The sequence below is a fragment of the Mesorhizobium sp. 113-1-2 genome (assembly GCF_016756475.1).
GTDB lineage: Bacteria > Pseudomonadota > Alphaproteobacteria > Rhizobiales > Rhizobiaceae > Mesorhizobium > Mesorhizobium loti_C.
This window is the reverse complement of sequence record NZ_AP023242.1, coordinates 3,277,824-3,295,166: the sequence shown is the minus strand read 5'-3', so window position 1 is coordinate 3,295,166 and position 17,343 is coordinate 3,277,824. Positions and strand designations below refer to the sequence as shown.

Sequence of the window (17,343 nt, the reverse complement as noted above, 5' to 3'; positions counted from 1 at the left end):
TCCTATCGCCTCGCCGCGGCGAACGTGACCGCCCGCCGCCAGGAGCCCAAGCGGCTGTTACGCTGCTGGTCCGGGTGCTCGATGTTCCACATGCGGTGATGCACGAAATACCATGATGCCGCGAGCACGAAGATCTCGGAGACCGCGGAACCCAGCAGCGCCCACGGCGGGGACGCGATTGCCAGCAGGATCGCGATCAGCGCCAGCCCGACGATCGCGCCGCCCAAGGTGATGAAGGCGACGATGCGGAAATCGCCGAGGATCTCAAGCACGATGCGGGGCATGATGTAGAGCATGATCGGAATAAAATTCGCGGTCACGAAAAGCCCGATGAACCCGACCGAAGCATCCTGGAGCGCCTGGGATTTGATCATCGGCAGGACGAACAGGATGGCGCATCCATAGGCCAGGCCGCCGAGCCCCATGACCACCGACCAGATTTTCGCCTGCGCCCAGACGCGGCGCGTTTCGCCTAGTCGCATCAGCTTGGCGAGCTCCGGCTGCGTCATGTTGACGAATGCAAGGCTGATGATGCGCAGCGGGGCGAACAGCACGATCACCGCCGCCAGCGGTGCATAGGCGGCAGGCCCGGCAATGCCCGCGACCAGCAGCGCCAGGCATTGACCCTGGATGTTGGTGGTGGTCGCGCTGAACGCCGACCAGCACAGCTGGCGCCACAGCCTGGTATAGCGCCGGCGCGTCGGCATGCGGAAGCTGATGCGAATTGTGCGGTGCGCCAGCCGGACCAGGACGAAGATGCCGATCAGATTTGCCGCGGCAAGGGCATAGAACACGGTCTGCAGCGCGGCCCCGGCGAACCAGATCGCCAGCCCGGCGAACACGGTGCCGGAGATCGTGAAAGCCGCGTCGCTGATGGAGACGATCACCTGCTGGCGGCGCGCGAAGAATGCCGTGCGCATATGGCTGCGCAGCGACCATGCGCCGACGAAGCAGCCGGCGGCAATGCCGCTCGGGTCGCCCAGGAGATGCATCAGGACGGCCGTGCCGACGGCCATCAGCAGCGCCACCACCAGGGCCGCCGTTCCGAAGGCCACGTCATGGGCGTCGACGCCGGCGCTGTTGGTGCTCTTGCCCATCCATATCGATGCCGGAACCGCGGTGAGCGACCTGATGTAGGACAGGCCGACGCCGCCCATCACCATGGCGATGGCGAAAAGGCCATAGCCTTGCGCCGACAGCATGTGCAGCAGCGCGATGTTGAGGGCAAAATGAAAGCCGCTCTGCATTGCCTCGCCGCCGATCATCAGCACGAGGCGTCGCACAAGATGGATCGGGAACTTCACGGCCGTGTCTCCGCCTGGCGCGTGCTTGCCACCCTGCCCGGCCTTGCGATCGCGGCTTTCAGCTTGTCGGCGGCGATCGCCGCGATCGCGGCCGCTGCGACCGGCTCGCTGAAAATCGTCTCGTAGCGCTTGCGCCCGGCGGCGATGAAACCGCGCCAGGCCTCGGGGGCGAGGATGATCTCTCGCAACTTCGCGGCCAACGCTGATGCATCGCCCGGCGGAACGTGCCAGCCGGTCTCGCCGTCGGCGACCACCTCGACCAGACCGCCGATCGCCGACACCAGCGGCGGACGGCCATAGGCCATCGCCTCGATGGCGACGCGGCCGAGCGATTCCGGACGCCGCGACGGCACGGTGACGATGTCGGCCCAGCGATAATGCTCAGAAGGATCCGGGATGAAGGGCAAGGCGCTGACCTGTCCGGTGAGCCCCATGGTTTCGACCAGTTCGGCCAGAGCGCGCTCGCGCTCGACACTTTCGAAGGCGCCGCCGACCAGCCGCACCTCGATCCTCGATCTGAGTTCCGCCGGCAGCGAGGCGATCGCCTCCAGAAGCACTTCCTGGCCCTTGATCCGGTTGATGCGGCCAAGCAGCAGCACCCGCAGCGGGCGTTGGCCAGCATAGGTCATCGCTTGCGCCGCCGCCGGACCGGCAACGCCATTGTAGACGACGTAAGAGCGCGCGGATCTGGGCTCGCCGAAGGTGGCGCGCGTCGCTTTCGAATTGAAGATGAGGTCGGCATGGCTCCAGTGCATCAGGCCGACGAGGATCCGGCGCAGCACGCCTTCGGGAATTTCATGGATGTGCAGCAGCGCCTTGGCAGGCAGCAAGCGCGAGGCCAGCGCATAATCGGCGACGATCGAGGTGTTGACATAGACGAGGTCACAATTGCTGAGGCGCCGCCAGGCCCGCCACAGCGCCACCGGCAGCCGCGCCATCTCGATGGTCGCCAGCTTGAACATCGCCTGGCGCCGCAGCACCCACAGCGGCTCGAAGACGATGCGGCTGGCATGAGGCTCCAGGATTTCAACGATCGGCCCGCTGCGCGGCAGGACCACTTCGATGTCGGCCGACGGAAACGCGGCGCGCAACGCCGCCACGCTCTCCGCGAAGCTGCGGTCGGAACCGTAGAGTTCGTAGCCCTGATGGATGCAAGCAATCCGCATCTTCACATGCATCTTTCTGTCAGGGTGGTGAGACGATTCCGCCGCCTGACGCTATCGGCGGCCGGAAACTTCAAGCCAACACCCCTTTGGACTTCCCTCGTTATCAGTGTGGTCATGAAACGGATGTTGAACCCGGATCACCACATCAATGCTGCACGCCCTCCGCCGATTCTGGCGCGCAGAAGTCCATTTGCAAGGATTATGCCGAGCTAATATATCCATTTGCGGGTCGACTAGCCCCGGCATCGCCTCGTTTCGATACACATACGTTGGGAAGGTTGACCGATAATGAAACAACCACGGCGGTTGGAACAAATATTTTACAACCCGGGTGCGACAATGGCCGGAATCGCGTCTGGCAGGCATATTGCAAGGCTGCGGTTTTAAGATGAGACAGCCTTCCTCAGCGGACCGAGCGGACTTGAAAGCGCCAGCAGCCATGAAATCGGAACAGCCTGCCATCCTGATCCTGGGAACGCGCGGCATCCCAGCCGCCCATGGCGGCTTTGAAACCTTCGCCGAGAAGTTGGCCCTTTTCCTGGTCGCACGCGGCTGGAAGGTCGGCGTCTACTGCCAGGAAGAGGTCGAGCGGGTCGACCAGCGGGTGCGCCTCGACAGCTGGCGCGGCATCGACCTCATCCACATCCAGGTCGCCTCGAAAGGCCCGCGCGCGACGCTGGAATTCGACTGGCAGTGCGTGCTCGACGCCGCGCGCCGGCCCGGCGTCTGCCTGGTGCTCGGCTACAATGGCGCGGTCTTCCTGACCTGGCTCAGGCTGATGCGGCGCAAGATCATCACCAATATGGACGGCATCGAGTGGCGCCGCCCGAAATGGGGCCGCGCGGCGCGCACCTGGTTCTGGCTCAACGAGTGGATCGGCGCCTGGGCCTCGCACCGGCTGGTCGCCGACCATCCGGTCATTGCCGATCACCTGGCGACGCGCCGGCCGCGCAGCGCCATCGCCACCATTGCCTATGGCGCCGACCCGGTGACGTCGGCGCCCGAGGCGCCGGTGCGCGCGCTCGGCCTCGAGCCCGGAAAATACCTGATCTCGATCGCCCGCATCGAGCCCGACAACAACATCCTGCCGATCGTCGAAGCCTTCTGCAGCCAGAAGCGCGACATGAAGCTGGTGGTGCTCGGCACGCTGTCCGACCAGATTCCCTACCATGTCGCGGTCCGCAAGGCGGCGAACGCCTCGGTGGTGTTGCCCGGCGCCATCTATGACCAGGCGGCGGTGAAGGCGCTCCGCTACCACGCGCGCGCCTATATGCATGGCCACACGGTGGGCGGCACCAACCCGTCGCTGGTCGAGGCGCTGGCCGCCGGCAACATGGTGATCGCGCACGACAATCCCTACAACAGGTGGGTCGCGGGTGCAGCCGCCATCCATTTCACCGACACGCAAAGCTGCGCCGAGCGGATGCAGCAGGCGATGGAGGATGACGCCTTGGTCAAAGCCTGCGGCGAGGCCGCGAGGACACGCGCCCGCGAAGCTTTCCGCTGGGACGATGTCCTGCTGGCCTATGAGAACGAAGCCTACCGGCTTCTCGGCGTGAGCGCCGCAAGAACGGCCGCGATCGACCGTCCCTCGCCCGGCGCGGTATGACGGGCTGGTCGCGACGGCGGATCCTCAAGGCGGCGCTCGCTGCCACTGTCGCGCCGCTCGCCGCTCCATCGCAAGCCGCCACGGTCACCGGTGCCTGGCCATTCCGCCGCGGTGTCAACGCCTGGCCCTGGTTTGCGCTGACACGCGAATTTCCCGCACCCCGCACCGACTATGACTGGCCGCCCTTCCAGTCGCAGCGGCCGGTGCCGACCCCAGACGACCTTGGTCGGCTGCGTCAGACCGGGCTCGACTTCATCCGCCTGCCCGTCGATCCCGGCCCGTTCCTGGCCGCCGACGCCGCGACGCGCGCAAAATTGCTGGACATGGTGGACGCCGCCGTCGCCGCCAGCCTCGACGCCGGCCTTGGCACCATCGTCAACGTCCAGGCCAATGGCGCCACGCATTACTGGAACCCCAACCGCATGGTCTCCAGCACCGCCGCGCCCGAATTCGCGGCCTATCGCGCACTCGTCGGCGAGTTCGCCGGCAGGCTGGAGCGGTTCACACCGGGAATGGTCGCGCTGGAGCCGGTCAACGAACCGCCGCAATCCTGCGATTCCAACGTCTGGTCGCAGGTCCAGGCATCCCTGCTGACGGCGGCCAGGGCGTCGTCCGCAGCCTTGCCGCTGGTCGTCACCGGCGGCTGCGGCTCGATGGTGAGCGGGCTCGTGGCACTCGATCCGGCGCCGCTGGCGGCCTTCGAGCCGATCCTGTTCACCTTCCACTTCTACGAGCCCTATCTGTTCAGCCACCAGGGCGCGCCGTGGATGCGCGAGCCGGTCTATCGCGCGCTGAACAATGTGCCGTGGCCGGCCTCCGCCGGTTCGCTCGAACAGACGCTCGCCTCCGTCAGGGCACGCATGGCTGGGGATACCGAGACCTCGGAAGCGGACAAAAGGGCCGCCTATGCCGAAACCGAGCGCGTGCTGAAAGTCTATTTCGACGCCCAGCCGGATCGCTGGTTCATCGACAAATATCTCAGCCAGGCGCGCGCCTGGGCCGACAGAAACGGCATCGCGCCCAACCGCATCATCATGGGCGAATTCGGCGCGCTGCGCACCGACGCCCGCTACACCGCCGCCCCCATCGCCGACCGCGCCCGCTACATATCAGATGTCCGGCAGAGCGCCGAGGCGGCCGGCTTCCCCTGGGCCTTCTGGGACCTCTTCGACGGCATGGGCATGATGGACGACACCACGCGCGCGCTCGACCCTGCGATGGTCGAGGCGCTGGGGTTGAGGATGGCAGAATAGCGCCGACGGTCGCCCCTCAAAACACCATCTTCACCCCGACATTGGTGTCGATGCTGGTATTGTTGTTCAAGGCCGTGCCGTTGACGGCGCCGTAGAGCGAGACGCTGTCGGTCATCTTCCAGTTGCCGCCGAGACCAAAGCTGACGCCGAAGAGATTGGTGTCGCCTTCCGGCACGGTCGAGGCGATGCCGAGAAGGTTGACATCCGTGCCCGAGCCCTGGACGCGCTGCAGGGCGACAACGCCGAGCGTGGTGAAGAGGCCCCAGCGCTCATTGTCGAATTGGAGCTTGGTCAGCGCCCGCTCCTCCAGGAACCCGGTGTAGTGCGAGGACACCGCCATGTCGGAGCTGGAACCGGTTTCGCCGTATCCCTCGGCGTCGACGCCGAGATAGCGGACGCGCAGTTGCGGCGTCAGGCTGACGCCGGGTTGCAGGGCGACACGATAGCCAAGGGCGAGTTCGGGCGAGACGAAAGTCGAGCCATACTCGCCGATGGCCGTTTCCGTGGCGAGGCCGTTGGTGACCATGCGCTCGGAACGGTTCTTGGCATAGCCGCCAGTAACATTCCCCTCGACAAAGGCCGCACCGGGCGACCAGCTGCCATAGAGCCCTGCATAGTACCATTTGGACTTGAGCGAGGAATCGCCGTCGGTATCGGTGCGGCTGTCCGCAAGGCCGAAGAAGCCGCCGAGGCGCAACGTGTCCGAGAAGCGATGATCGCCGCCGAAGGCAGCGCCGACGAAATTCATCCTGGAGGCTGCACTGGCCGCGTCCTGCGAAGCGACGCTGCGCCCGGCCAGGACGCGCGACCAGACGATGTTGCCGGCGGCATCGCCGACTGCGCCGTTCGAGAAGCCCGAGAAAGCGTTTTCCTGGCCTGAGCCCGTCAACGCCGCCGAGGTAAATGCCCGGTCGACGGCGTTGTCGCCGGCATAGGCGAGTGCGCCGCCTGAAGAACTGGCGACGGGCAAGGACGACGATGACAGCGAGAGGGCGTCGCTGGCGAGGCCCGAGAGCGAGCGGGTAATGTCGAGCGCGCCCCGCGCGCCGGCCTGCACCGCGGAACCATCGGCGACGATGATCTGGTTTCCCTTCACGACATAGGCGCTGCCGCCGGTGACGATCGTGTTGTCCGCGGCGTCGTAGTTGGCGACGTCGAGGATCCAGCTGCCATGGCCGAAGCGGGTGGTGTTGCCGGTGGTGCCGGCATAGTCGATGACACCATCGAAGCGCGCGCCCTTGTCCAGGCCAAGGCTGTTGCCGTCCTTGTTCAGCAGGACCGCGGCAGTGCCGCCGGAGATCAGGCCCGTATTGGTCAGAGTGAGGAGGCTGTCGGCGTAGATGCCGTATTGCCTGCCGGCGATGGTCCCTGAATTGTCGATCGTCGTCGTGGCGACCTGCGAAGACACGCCGCTGACCGAGCCGCTGATCGTGCCGCTATTGGTCAACGCCAGAGCAGCGTCGGCCACCCTGCTTTGCGCAGAGACGCCAGCGCCAATCCTGCCGGCAATCTCTCCCGAATTGTCGATCGTAGTCGTGGCATTCAGCGAAAGGACGCCGTAGTAGCCGAAAATCCAGCCGCTGTTGGTCAACGCCAGGGAGGCGTTGGCGGCGGTGTTCTGCGCGTAGACGCCTTGGCCGTTGTCGCCGTCGATGAAGCCCGAATTGTCGATCGTCGTCGTGGCGACCTGCGAATAGACGCCAAACCGGCCGGTGATCTTGCCGCTGTTGGTCAATGCCAGAGACGCATTGGTGGCCGTGCTGTCGGCATAGATGCCATACCCGGCGAGGTACTTGCCGGCGATCGTCCCGGAATTGTCGATCGTTGTCGTGGTGACCTGCGAATGGACGCCGTAAATGCCGTCGATCGTGCCACTGTTGGTCAGCGCGAGCGATGCATCGGCGAGGGTGCCGAAAGCGAAGACGCCAGCGCCGCCCTTGGGCACGACGTCGATGATCCCCGAATTGTCGATCTTTGTCGTGGCTACTCGCGAAGAGACGCCTCCGCGGCCGGTGATGGTGCCGCGGTTGACCAACGCCAGAGACGTGCCGGCGGCCGTATCCTCGGCATAGACGGCAGCGTCGTACACCCCGGTGATGGTTCCCGAATTGTCGATCGTCGTCGTGGCGAGCAGCGAATCGACACCGTACTCGCCGGTGATCCTGCCGCCACTGCGGTTGGTCAACGTCAGAGACGCGTTGGCGGCCGGGCCATTCGCGTAGACGCCAGCGCCCCCCGTACTGGTGATACTTCCCGAATTGTCGATCGTCGTCGTGACGACCTGCGAGGAGACGCCGAACGTGGCGTTGATCGCGCCGCTGTTGGCCAACGTCAGGGACGCGTTGGCGTCGGTGCTGTCAGCGACAATGCCCGTGCCGTAGACGCCCGAATTGTCGATGGTGCCCGAATTGGTGATCTTCGTGGTGACGCCGTGGGCCGCGACACCATGCCAATCGCCCGAATCGCCGATGGACTTGATCCATCCCGAATTGTCGAGTGTCAGGTCGCCGTCGGTCGAAATGGCCGCCGAATAGCCCGAAATCGTGCCGGAATTGACAATAGTCGCACTGACGGTGCTGACACTGTTGGAGGCCGTAGCGACTCCAATATTGCCACCGATCGTGCCGGTGTTGGTCAAGTTGAAAGAGCCGACCGGCGTGTTTTTTACGTAAACTTCCGCGTAGACGCCATAGCCGCTGTCGCTCCAGATGCGCCCCGAATTCGTGATGGCGGTGGCGCCGCCCCAGGCCTTGACCGCCGCGGTGTTGGGCGATGGGTTGGTGTTCGCGACGATGTCCCCCGAATTGTCGAGGGTCAGGTCGCCGATGGCCCTGAGGGCGAAGGAGCCGCCCGAGATCGTGCCGGAATTGGTCGCCGTCACCGAGTAGGCGTCGATGCCGGCGGACTGCCCCGCTATGATGCCGGTGTTTGTCAGGTCAAGGACGCTGCCGCTCAGGTCGATGGCCTTGTTGCCTTCGATCCTGCCGTCATTGACGATCGTTGTAACCCCGCCACGATTGCCCGCACGTATGGTCACCACGCCCGATGCCGAGATAATGGCGCCCGAGCGATTGGTCAGCGTCAGCGCTCCCTGCGACTGTATTGCCGCATAGCCGCTGTAGCCGCTGATCAGGCCGGCATTGTCGATCGTGGTGGTGTCCGTGGGTGCCGTATCCCAAACGCTGCCGATCATGCCCGTATTGGTGTTGGTCAGGCCGACATCGCCGCTCGTGTGAAAAAAGCAGACCGCCGTCGCGTTGGTGTAGGTCTGATTGTTGAGGGACATCTGGGGGCAACTGGCGCGCGCCACGGCGGGCGCGGCGAGAAGCGCAAGGGTCGATGCGGAGGCGAGGAGAAACGGCTTCATCTGCACGGGTCGGGTCTCGTAGGCTGGGTCCAAATTGCCCCACCCTTGCCACGAATCTCCTGCGTAATCTTCTCGTTCCAGGCAACCGCGCGCGACTTTTTTTGGGAGCAGTTTGCGACTAAGTGCCTGGAATCCATGCCGCTACGAAGATCGAGTGGGGTAACGGTCCAACAGGGCGTGTTGCGCGCTGGCCGGCGTGTATCCGATCTCCCCCTTGTTGTGGGGGAGATGTCCGGCAGGGCAGTGGGGGGCGCCGTGGAGCGCTACCTTCGCCCCGCTTGCACCCTCTGCCCCACCGCCCTTGCCGGCCGGTACAGCACCAGCGCGATCACCACGAATTTGGTCATCAGCGTCGTCTTCGAGGCCAGGCTCTCGGAGGTGTTGAGCAGGATCAGCCAGCCCAGCATCGTCAGCCAGATACCGGCATGGCAGCGGCGCGCCACTTCGTGCATGAACAGGGCGAAGCCGACAAACAACAGCAGGGTGAAGAAGGCGCCCTGGTAGAGGATCAGGCGGATGATCGGGTTTTCGATGCCCTGCTCGAGGCCGCTGATGCGGCGCAGGCTTTCGATGAGATCGATATCAGGCCCCACGATCAGGTCGCGCAGTTCGAAATGCTTGAAGAGCTCGAACATTTCGACGCGGGCATTGGCGCTGCCACTGTCCGACACGAAGCGCTCCAGCAACGCGTCGAAGAAGCCGTATGACGCCGCGACCGCGATGACCACCGGCACCAGCGCGGCAAGGATGAGGCCGAGTGCCGCGCCAAGCAGGTTGACGCGCCCCGTGCGCAGGCTACGCAGGCCCTGGATGAGCAGGTAGCAACCGCCGAGCACGATCGTCGTCACCATCGCGGACCGGCCGCCAAACGCGACCAGCGCCGCGAATTGCAGGCCGATCAATCCGAGCCGCACTGGCATGGACAGCGATCTCGAACCGGAGAGCAGCGCCAGCACATAGATCGAGGTGACCGTGGCGTTGGACAGCGGATGGCCCTGCAGTGCCGTCGAGCGCAAGTCACTCATGAACACCTCGCCGTCGAGGCGATAGGGAAAGATCAGCGTCTTGGTGGCGAACTCGAACAGGGCGAGCAGAGCGTTCACGGTCATGATGGCGTGAACGACGGTCTGCATCCGGGCGAAAGTCTTCTCGTCGTCCTCGCCCAGCATCATCACCAGCAGCGCCGGCGCCACGAAGGTGTCGATCATGCCGGCCATGCCGGGACGCTGCCTGGCGATGACGACGACCAGCAGCACGATCGACATGACCGCCATCAGCGTGCTGGCCGGCCGCCGGTCGGCAACGGCGACCATATAGCCGACCGGATTGCCGAAGGTGCAGGCGCGCCAGGCAAACACCAGCACGAGCAGATAGGTCGACGGATGGATCTTGGTGGCAGGGTTGCCGGTCAGGCCATCGTAATTGTAGCCCACCAGCCACAGCATGCCGCCGGAGATGCCGAACAGCAACGCCACCGTTGCGACCAGGCCGAAGCTGGTCAGCCAGTCGACGGAGCTGCCGGCGACTCGACCCGAACCGGCCCAGCCGGTTGCCGGGTTGTTGGCCCGGACGGCAGCCATGTCAGGCCGCCTCGTCGACCAGCAAGGCGCCGGTCGGCAACCGCCCCATGACGGAAATGGCCTGCGAGGCCGCCGTGACGTCGGCCATCGGCGTCGAGTTCAGCGTCGCGACCATGACGATCTCGTCAACCATCGCGACCAACGGCGAGGCGTTGAGATTGTCGGCCAGCGCGCCGCCGTCGACGACGACGAGGTCGAAGTTGCGGCCCGCCTGGGCCAGCATATGCTGCGTGAAATAGACGCCCTGCGCCTCGGAGAAGACGGCCGTCTGCCGGCCCCGGCCCAGCACCGCGACATTGCTGCCGGCCGTGCGCTGGCTCACCGCCTCGAAGGCGTATTCGCCGCGCAGCACGTCGAGGAGGCCGGGTTGCGGTTCCTTCTTGCCGCCGCTGGCGTTGTTGGTGTCGATGAACAGGACGCGGCTGCCCCTGGCGGCCGCGGCATTGGCGAGCAGCCGCGCCACCCGGCCCCGATGCGCGGCGTCTTCCGGCGGCGACGTCAGCAGGACGGACGGCACCAGCGGCCAGTTCGGCGGACGCCGGCTGGAAGCGAACAGGCGCCGCAGCGCCAACCCAGCGACCGCATCCGTCTTCTGTCCGGCCGCGGCGGCGGCGCCGCCGAAAGGCCACCAGCGGCGGCCGCTGCCCGATTTTACCGGCAGCACGCCGAACACCGGCGCGTCGATGGCCGATTGCATCTGCGCGCTGGAAAGCACGGTCGGCGAGGAATATTCCGCGATCAAGGCGAGCGCGGTGCCCAGCCCCAGCCCACCGAACAGGGCGCCGAACAGCAGCAGCGGCAAGGGCGGCCAGCTCTTCTTCAAGGCGGGCATGGCCTGCGAGATAATGCGCGCATTGGTGCTGTCGACATTGATCTGCTCGCGCGTTTCCTGCGCCCGCTGCAGATAGGTGGCGTAGACCGAGCGCACCGCCTCGAGATCGCGCTGCAATTCGCGCAGCCTGACCGAGGCCTGGTCGGTGTCGAGCGACTTGCTCTTCATGCCGGCGACCTTGGCCTCCAGCGCCTGCTGGTTGGCCAGCGCCCGCTCGTAGTCGGTTTCGGCGGCAGCGCCGATGCGGCCGAGTTCGCGCGCGATGAGGGCGCGCGTGTCGCGCAGTTGCTGCTGGGCGGCGATCATCGAGGGGTGGCGCGGCCCGAGTTCCGTGCCGAGCTGCGAAACCTGGTCGACAAGCGTCGCCTCCTGCGCCCTAAGGCTCGAAATCACCGACGAGCGCATGGCTTCCGAGGTGGCGTCCGGCGCGCCGCCGGACCGGCGCAGCTGGTCGACCTGCGCCTTCAGCGCGGCGGTGCGGCTTTGCGCGGCCGACAGCTGCGTGTTGAGCTCGGTCAGTTCCTGGTCGCTGACCAGATTGCCCGCCGCCATCACCATGTTGTGGGCGGATTTGTAGGCCTCGACGGCGTTTTCGGCCTGCTGCACGCGCTTGCGCTGCTCGTCCAGCCGCGCGGTGATGGAATCGGAAGCATCCGTCGCCATCTTCGCGCGCGCGCTCGCCTGGTCGGCCAGATAGGCCTGCGCGATGGCATTGGCGAGCTTGGCCGCCTTGTCGGCGCTCTTGGCGGTGACGATCACGTCGAGGACCAGCACCTTGTCGGCCCGCTTCACCGCCAGCCGCCGGCGCAGCGCATCGAGCGTCTTGCCCGTCCTGTCGGTTTCGGCCGAGCCCCCGCCGCCGAGCAAACGGCTCAACAACCCGCCCTGCCCGTTGAATTCCGGATCCTCGGTCAGGTTGGTCGCCTCGATGGCCTTGAGCAGCACGCCTGTCGACTGAACGACGCTGACCTGGCTTTCCACCATGGTGATGCCGCCATCGGGCGGAACGCGGCTCGGATTGACGTCGTTGGTGACCACCTGCAGGTCTTGCGGATCGATGAGGATTTCCGAAACGGAGCTGTAAAGCGCCGGCGTGAACAGCCCATATAGCAGCGCCCCAAGGGTCAGCAGCGCGGCGGTGGCTATGATCAGGAAACGACGGCGCACCAATATGCGCTTCAAATCACCCAGCTCGACGGTCGAGGATGCATAGGACGCCGTCGGCAATGGCTCCGGAGCAGCATATTGCATCGGCTCGGGAGCAGGTTGTTGCGGCAACGAGAGCAGGGATGATTGCAAAGGTCGCTCCGACAACACTCCATGTGCCTGCAAAGATTAGATTGCGGCCTCAGCCTAGCTATTCCTTCAACTGTTAAAACACTGTTAATTATGTTGAGAGCTCGTCTGATTTTCGGCTGGGCGTTTACGCATTTTTGGCACGGAGTTTGCGTAATATTAGGCACAGGTGCTGATACGGGCGCGAGCGAGCAGGAGACGAGTGGAAATGGGGCAGCACTTGAGTCCAGCCCTGCCGTGCCGCCATCTCCCCTGCCCTGATATCGAACACCGGCCAGATACGAGACATCACAACGCCGGGGGTGCGACATGCGAGTGAGCCTGCGCCTGGACAGCGAGTGCGTCCGTGCTTTTCACCTGCTGTTGCTGCAGCGGCTGGCGGCACTGGCGCAGGTCGAGGTGTCCGTCGACGCCAGGCCGGCTGGGGGCGGCATTCCCAGCAGCGTCGCGGCTTTGTTTCAGCTTGAGACGGTTCTCCATGGCCTGCCGACGGACGGGCTGGCCAAGCGCCTGCCGCTGTCGGCGCTGGCGCCTTATCGCACGCAGCCACCCGCCTCCCCTGACCTGGTGATCGACCTCTGCGGCGATGTGAGCCTGGAAGGAACCCGCGTCTGGTGCGTCACCTATGACGGCGCTGCCGGCGAAGCGGCCCTGCTGGCACTGATCCTCGACGGCCGCACGCCGGTTGCCCGCATCGAGGAGAACGGCGCCACCGTCGCCGAGGGACGCCTGGGCACCGAATATGGCGGCATCGCGCTTGCCTCCTTCCAGGACATGCTGGCGCGCACGGCAAGCCTGATCCTTGCGGCAATCACCGGCGCGGCGGGGGCCCTGCCCGTGCTGCCTGAGCCGGCGCAAGCCGGTGCCTCGCCGCAGATACCCTCGCCCACCAAGCTTGGCATCCGGGCGGGCAAGGCGCTGGCGCGGCGCATCGTCCAGAAGATCTACCATCTCTGCTACAACGCCCCGCATTGGAAGGTCGGCTGGCGCGAGACCAATGGCCGCGATCTGTTCGACCTGCGCGCGCATCCGGCTTCGGGCTGGCAGGTGCTGCCCGACGACGGCAGCCGCTTCTACGCCGATCCGTTCCCGATCCTGTACCAGGGACAGGTGACGCTGTTCGTCGAGGATTATATCCACCGTCTGGGCCGGGCCATCGTCTCCGCCGTGCCCTTCGGTCCATCGGGGCCGATCGGACGTCCCGAACCGGTACTCGACCTGCCCTATCACCTCTCCTACCCCTTCGTCTTCGAGCGCGACGGCGAGGTCTGGATGGTGCCGGAAAGCTGCGCCAACCGCACGGTCGATCTCTACCGCGCCACCGCCTTTCCCGGCGGCTGGGTCAAGGAAGCGACGCTCTTGTCCGACATCGTCGCCAGCGACGCCACGCTGGTCGAGCATGGCGGGCGCTGGTGGCTGTTCGCCACCGTCCGCGATGGCGGCGGCGCCTTCTCCGACTCGCTGCATCTGTGGTCGGCGCCGGACTTTCGCGGACCTTGGACGCCGCATCCCAAAAATCCCGTACTGGTCGACATCGCCTCGGCGCGGCCGGCCGGCCGCATGGTCGAACGCAATGGCCAATTGCTGCGTCCGGTGCAGGATTGCCGCAGGAGTTATGGTGCAGCCCTCGGCATCGCACGCGTCGCTCACCTTGATTTGAACGGCATGGAGCAGGACGTCGAGACCATCTTAACTCCTGGCGCGCTATGGAATGGACGCAAGCTGCACACGCTCAACGAGGCGGGCGGCCTGGAATTCATCGATGGCTCGGCGATCGCGCCGCGCTGGAAACAACAGGCCCGGCGTTAAGGTAAACAAGTGTTACTACCGGGCACGCGCATGGGTTGCTTGAGGTTGATAAAAGGCTGGAAGATATTTTCCACCACAGATTGTAGAGAGAACAATGACCTGCAGAAAGGGCAGTTGACATGACCCCCGCTGAGGCTGCCCCGGCCGAAGTCGACGTGGCGATCATTGGCGCCGGAATGGCTGGCACCACTCTGGCAACGGTGTTGGGAAACGCCGGCCGCAAGGTGGCGCTGATCGACCCGCACCGCGTCCATCACGACGAGTTCCGGGCCGAGAAGATCGGCGCGAACCAGATGCAACTGTTCGAGAAGCTCGGTCTCGACAAGATGGTCATGCCTCTCGTCACCCCGTTTACCGACGTCGATGTCTTCCGCCTCGGTCAATTCTTCGCGCGTGAAAAGAAGTGGGAATACGCATTTTCCTACGGCGCGCTGATCAATGGCCTGCGCGATGCCTTGCCGTCGCAGGTACCGCTGACGGTCGGCAAGGTAACCGAGGTCTCGACCGGGCCGGACCGGCAGCGGCTTGTGCTGGCCGACGGCACCGTCATCAATGCCCGCCTGCTGGTGGTGGCCACCGGCTACAGCGAATTGGTGCGGCGCGCCATCGGCGTCGAGCGCATCGAACTGTCGAAGGCGCATTCGCTGTCGATGGGATTCGACCTCGCCATTGCGCCGGGTGATTGCGCCTTTCGGGCCGTCACCTGCTACGGCAAGCGGGCCTCGGACCGCGTCGCCTATCTCACCGTCTTTCCCATCGGCGACAGGATGCGGGCGAACATGTTCGTCTATCGCACCGTCGCCGAACAGTGGACGCGCGATTTCCGCGCCGATCCGCAAAAGATGCTTTGCGAACTGATGCCCGAAATATCGGCGCAGTGCGGCAACTTCGAAGTGGCAAGCCCCGTCGAGGTCAGGCAGGTCAATCTGACCACGACGCAAGGCCATCGTCGCGACGGGGTCGTCTTCATTGGCGATGCATTCGTGACGACATGCCCGACGCCCGGCGTCGGCATCGGGCGGGTCATGATCGATGTCGATCAGCTCCATTCGGTTCACATTCCGCGCTGGCTGGAAACGCCAGGCATGGCGGCTGACAAGATCGGCGCTTTCTATGACGACCCGGTCAAGGTGGCCTCGGATGTGGAAGGCATGCGCGTGAGCATCTACGCCAAGCAGATCACCACCGAAACCGGACTGGAATGGCGCGTGCGGCGCCTGCGCAACAACACGGCGCGGCAGCTGATGATCCTCGGCCGCAAGATGCGTCATCTGGGGCCGCGGCGGCAGCCCGGCATGGCGTGAGGGTCTTCCCACTCTCTCCCACTGTCGAAGGCAGAGGCGTTTTCCCTTCTCCTCCCCCGGGGAGAAGGGAAGCACGCCAATTCCGAGATTTCGGAGGAGCAGCTGGCAGCATGGCAATCGCGGACCTCCAGGATTAGCCGAAGCATCCCTCCCCTTCGTCATCCCAGGGCGAAGCAAGGAGCGAAGCGACGCGGCGCAGACCCTGGGATCCATGCCGCGACGCCTGCCAACAAGTGCCGCAGATCAGGATAGTCGCCGCAGCGAATGCCCGCTAAGTTGATGCATGTGACCGGCTATGTGTACATGACCGCGAGCCAGAAGCGCGGCACCATCTATATCGGTGTGAGCAGCGATCTCGGTCGCCGCATGCCTGAGCATAAGTCCGGCCAAGGCTCCCGCTTCACCAGCCGCTATGGTGTGCAGCGGCTGGTCTGGTACGAGGAGTTTTTTGACATCACCGATGCCATCCAGCGCGAGAAGTCCTTGAAGCGCTGGCCTCGTCAATGGAAGATCGAGTTGATCGAGAGAACCAATCCGGACTGGTTCGAGCTGTTTCGCGGAACCGGTTGGTAGAGCACCATTTTGAACCGTTTTTACCTGTCGCGAATGTCACGGCATGGATCCCAGGGTCTCCGCGACGCCGCTACGCGGCTGCTTCGCCCTGGGATGACGAACGCGTGGGAGTCTGTCGCTAATCTCCGAGGCCGAGACTAGCATCAACGGCAAATCGCCAACCTCGCAGACTAGCCGAAGCATCCCTCCCTTCGTCATCCCAGGGCGAAGCAAGGAGCGAAGCGACGCGGCGTAGACCCTGGGATCCATGCCGCGACGTCTGCCGCAGAACACAGCGGCTGAGAACAATATCCGAGGCGGAGCGCAGACGGTGGACGTCAACCCTTCCTCATGCATCGGATGAACTGCCCCCGAGCCCCTCACCCCAACTGCAGCCCCGCCTTCCTCGCCGCCTCGCGCAGGAACGGCAGCCCGACGCCGATGACATCGTCGGGATTCTCCGCCACCGGCCGCCACACGGCGAGCCCGCCGGCGATGTCGACATCGACATGGTTCATGCTTTCCAGCGTGATGGCGCCGGTGTAGCCGATATCGGCTATGGCCTTCATGCAGGCCGCCCAGTTGAGCATGCCGCGACCCGGCACGCCGCGATTGGCTTCCGAGACGTGGACGTAGCCGAGATAGGGTGCCGCCGCCCGGAAACCGGCCTCGAAACTCTCCTCCTCGATATGCATGTGGTAGGTGTCGAGATGGATGAAGATGTTGTCGGCGCCGACGCGTTCGATGATGCGCGTGGCGTCGATGCCGCGGTTGATCAGATGCGTCTCGTAGCGATTGCAGGGCTCGATGCCGAGCTTCAGCCCATGCGCCTTGGCGGCCTTGGCCGCGCGCACCAGGAAGCGGCACATGCCGTTGATCTCGTCTTCGGTTGGCGCCCGTCCGGACGTCTTGCCGATCGTGCCATAGGTGACGCCGCCCAGCCCGCCGCTGCCCACCGCCTCGCAGACGCCGAAAGCCGGTTCGAGAAAGGCCAGCGCCTCATCCGGCCGCGCCACCACATCAAGTGAAGCCGGCAGCCCAAGCGACGGAATAAGCTCGACATTCCACCGCTCGGCGAAAGCGCGCGTGCGCACAGTGTCGATCTCCTCGGGACGCAGCAGCGGGATTTCGAGCAGGCCGATGCCGAGCCCCTTCAGCCGCTCCATCTGCGGTTCGATCAGCTCCAGATCCCAGACCGGGGCGATGGCGAAAGTGTGCAGTCCAAAGGTGTTCATCTCAGCCTCTTTGTTCGTGCGCCGCCGCGGCCGCGG

At 65.1% G+C, this 17,343-nt stretch carries 11 protein-coding genes; 5 read left to right on the top strand and 6 right to left on the bottom strand.

Features of this window, described 5'->3' with window-relative positions:
• Positions 1-2: 2 nt before the first annotated feature.
• Positions 3-1,304, bottom strand: coding sequence for a hypothetical protein (locus JN279_RS15920; protein WP_202353300.1), 1,302 nt, complete (start codon positions 1,302-1,304; stop codon positions 3-5).
• Complete coding sequence (locus tag JN279_RS15915; RefSeq protein WP_202353738.1) at positions 1,301-2,470, bottom strand: glycosyltransferase; 1,170 nt, start codon at positions 2,468-2,470, stop codon at positions 1,301-1,303. Before JN279_RS15915 ends, JN279_RS15920 begins: the two co-directional genes overlap by 4 nt.
• A 439-nt stretch (positions 2,471-2,909) precedes the next feature.
• Here JN279_RS15915 and JN279_RS15910 point away from each other — a divergent pair, with 439 nt between their 5' ends.
• Together JN279_RS15910 and JN279_RS15905 are read left to right on the top strand one after the other, a co-directional pair.
• Positions 2,910-4,079, top strand: coding sequence for a DUF1972 domain-containing protein (locus JN279_RS15910; RefSeq protein WP_202353299.1), 1,170 nt, complete (start codon positions 2,910-2,912; stop codon positions 4,077-4,079).
• Positions 4,076-5,332 carry a glycoside hydrolase family 5 protein gene (locus tag JN279_RS15905; RefSeq protein ID WP_202353298.1) on the top strand — a complete coding sequence of 419 codons (1,257 nt, stop codon included), beginning with the start codon at positions 4,076-4,078 and terminating at the stop codon, positions 5,330-5,332. The genes JN279_RS15910 and JN279_RS15905 overlap by 4 nt, the downstream gene beginning before the upstream one ends.
• A gap of 16 nt (positions 5,333-5,348) precedes the next feature.
• Here JN279_RS15905 and JN279_RS15900 read toward each other — a convergent pair whose 3' ends face one another.
• The 3 genes from JN279_RS15900 to JN279_RS15890 all read right to left on the bottom strand — a co-directional run bounded on the left by JN279_RS15900 (position 5,349) and on the right by JN279_RS15890 (position 12,410).
• Positions 5,349-8,699 (bottom strand): autotransporter outer membrane beta-barrel domain-containing protein, encoded by a 3,351-nt coding sequence (locus JN279_RS15900; protein WP_202353297.1) that lies wholly within the window; start codon positions 8,697-8,699, stop codon positions 5,349-5,351.
• 263 nt (positions 8,700-8,962) lie between these two features.
• Positions 8,963-10,279: a VpsF family polysaccharide biosynthesis protein gene (locus JN279_RS15895; protein WP_202353296.1), complete on the bottom strand. Its 1,317-nt coding sequence runs from the start codon at positions 10,277-10,279 to the stop codon at positions 8,963-8,965.
• A gap of 1 nt (position 10,280) precedes the next feature.
• On the bottom strand, positions 10,281-12,410 hold the full coding sequence (locus JN279_RS15890) for a GumC family protein (protein WP_244734608.1): 2,130 nt from the start codon (positions 12,408-12,410) through the stop codon (positions 10,281-10,283).
• Positions 12,411-12,716: 306 nt separating this feature from the next.
• Between JN279_RS15890 and JN279_RS15885 the strand changes: the two genes are divergently transcribed.
• The 3 genes from JN279_RS15885 (at position 12,717) to JN279_RS15875 (ending at position 16,093) form a co-directional block, all read left to right on the top strand.
• Positions 12,717-14,216 carry a glucosamine inositolphosphorylceramide transferase family protein gene (locus tag JN279_RS15885; protein WP_202353295.1) on the top strand — a complete coding sequence of 500 codons (1,500 nt, stop codon included), beginning with the start codon at positions 12,717-12,719 and terminating at the stop codon, positions 14,214-14,216.
• Between the two features lie 119 nt (positions 14,217-14,335).
• Complete coding sequence (locus tag JN279_RS15880; protein WP_202353294.1) at positions 14,336-15,520, top strand: FAD-dependent oxidoreductase; 1,185 nt, start codon at positions 14,336-14,338, stop codon at positions 15,518-15,520.
• Between the two features lie 285 nt (positions 15,521-15,805).
• Positions 15,806-16,093 (top strand): GIY-YIG nuclease family protein, encoded by a 288-nt coding sequence (locus JN279_RS15875; protein WP_202353736.1) that lies wholly within the window; start codon positions 15,806-15,808, stop codon positions 16,091-16,093.
• 359 nt (positions 16,094-16,452) lie between these two features.
• On the opposite strand, the gene JN279_RS15870 is transcribed toward JN279_RS15875, so the two are convergent.
• Positions 16,453-17,307 carry a sugar phosphate isomerase/epimerase family protein gene (locus JN279_RS15870; RefSeq protein WP_202353293.1) on the bottom strand — a complete coding sequence of 285 codons (855 nt, stop codon included), beginning with the start codon at positions 17,305-17,307 and terminating at the stop codon, positions 16,453-16,455.
• Positions 17,308-17,343 lie beyond the last annotated feature (36 nt).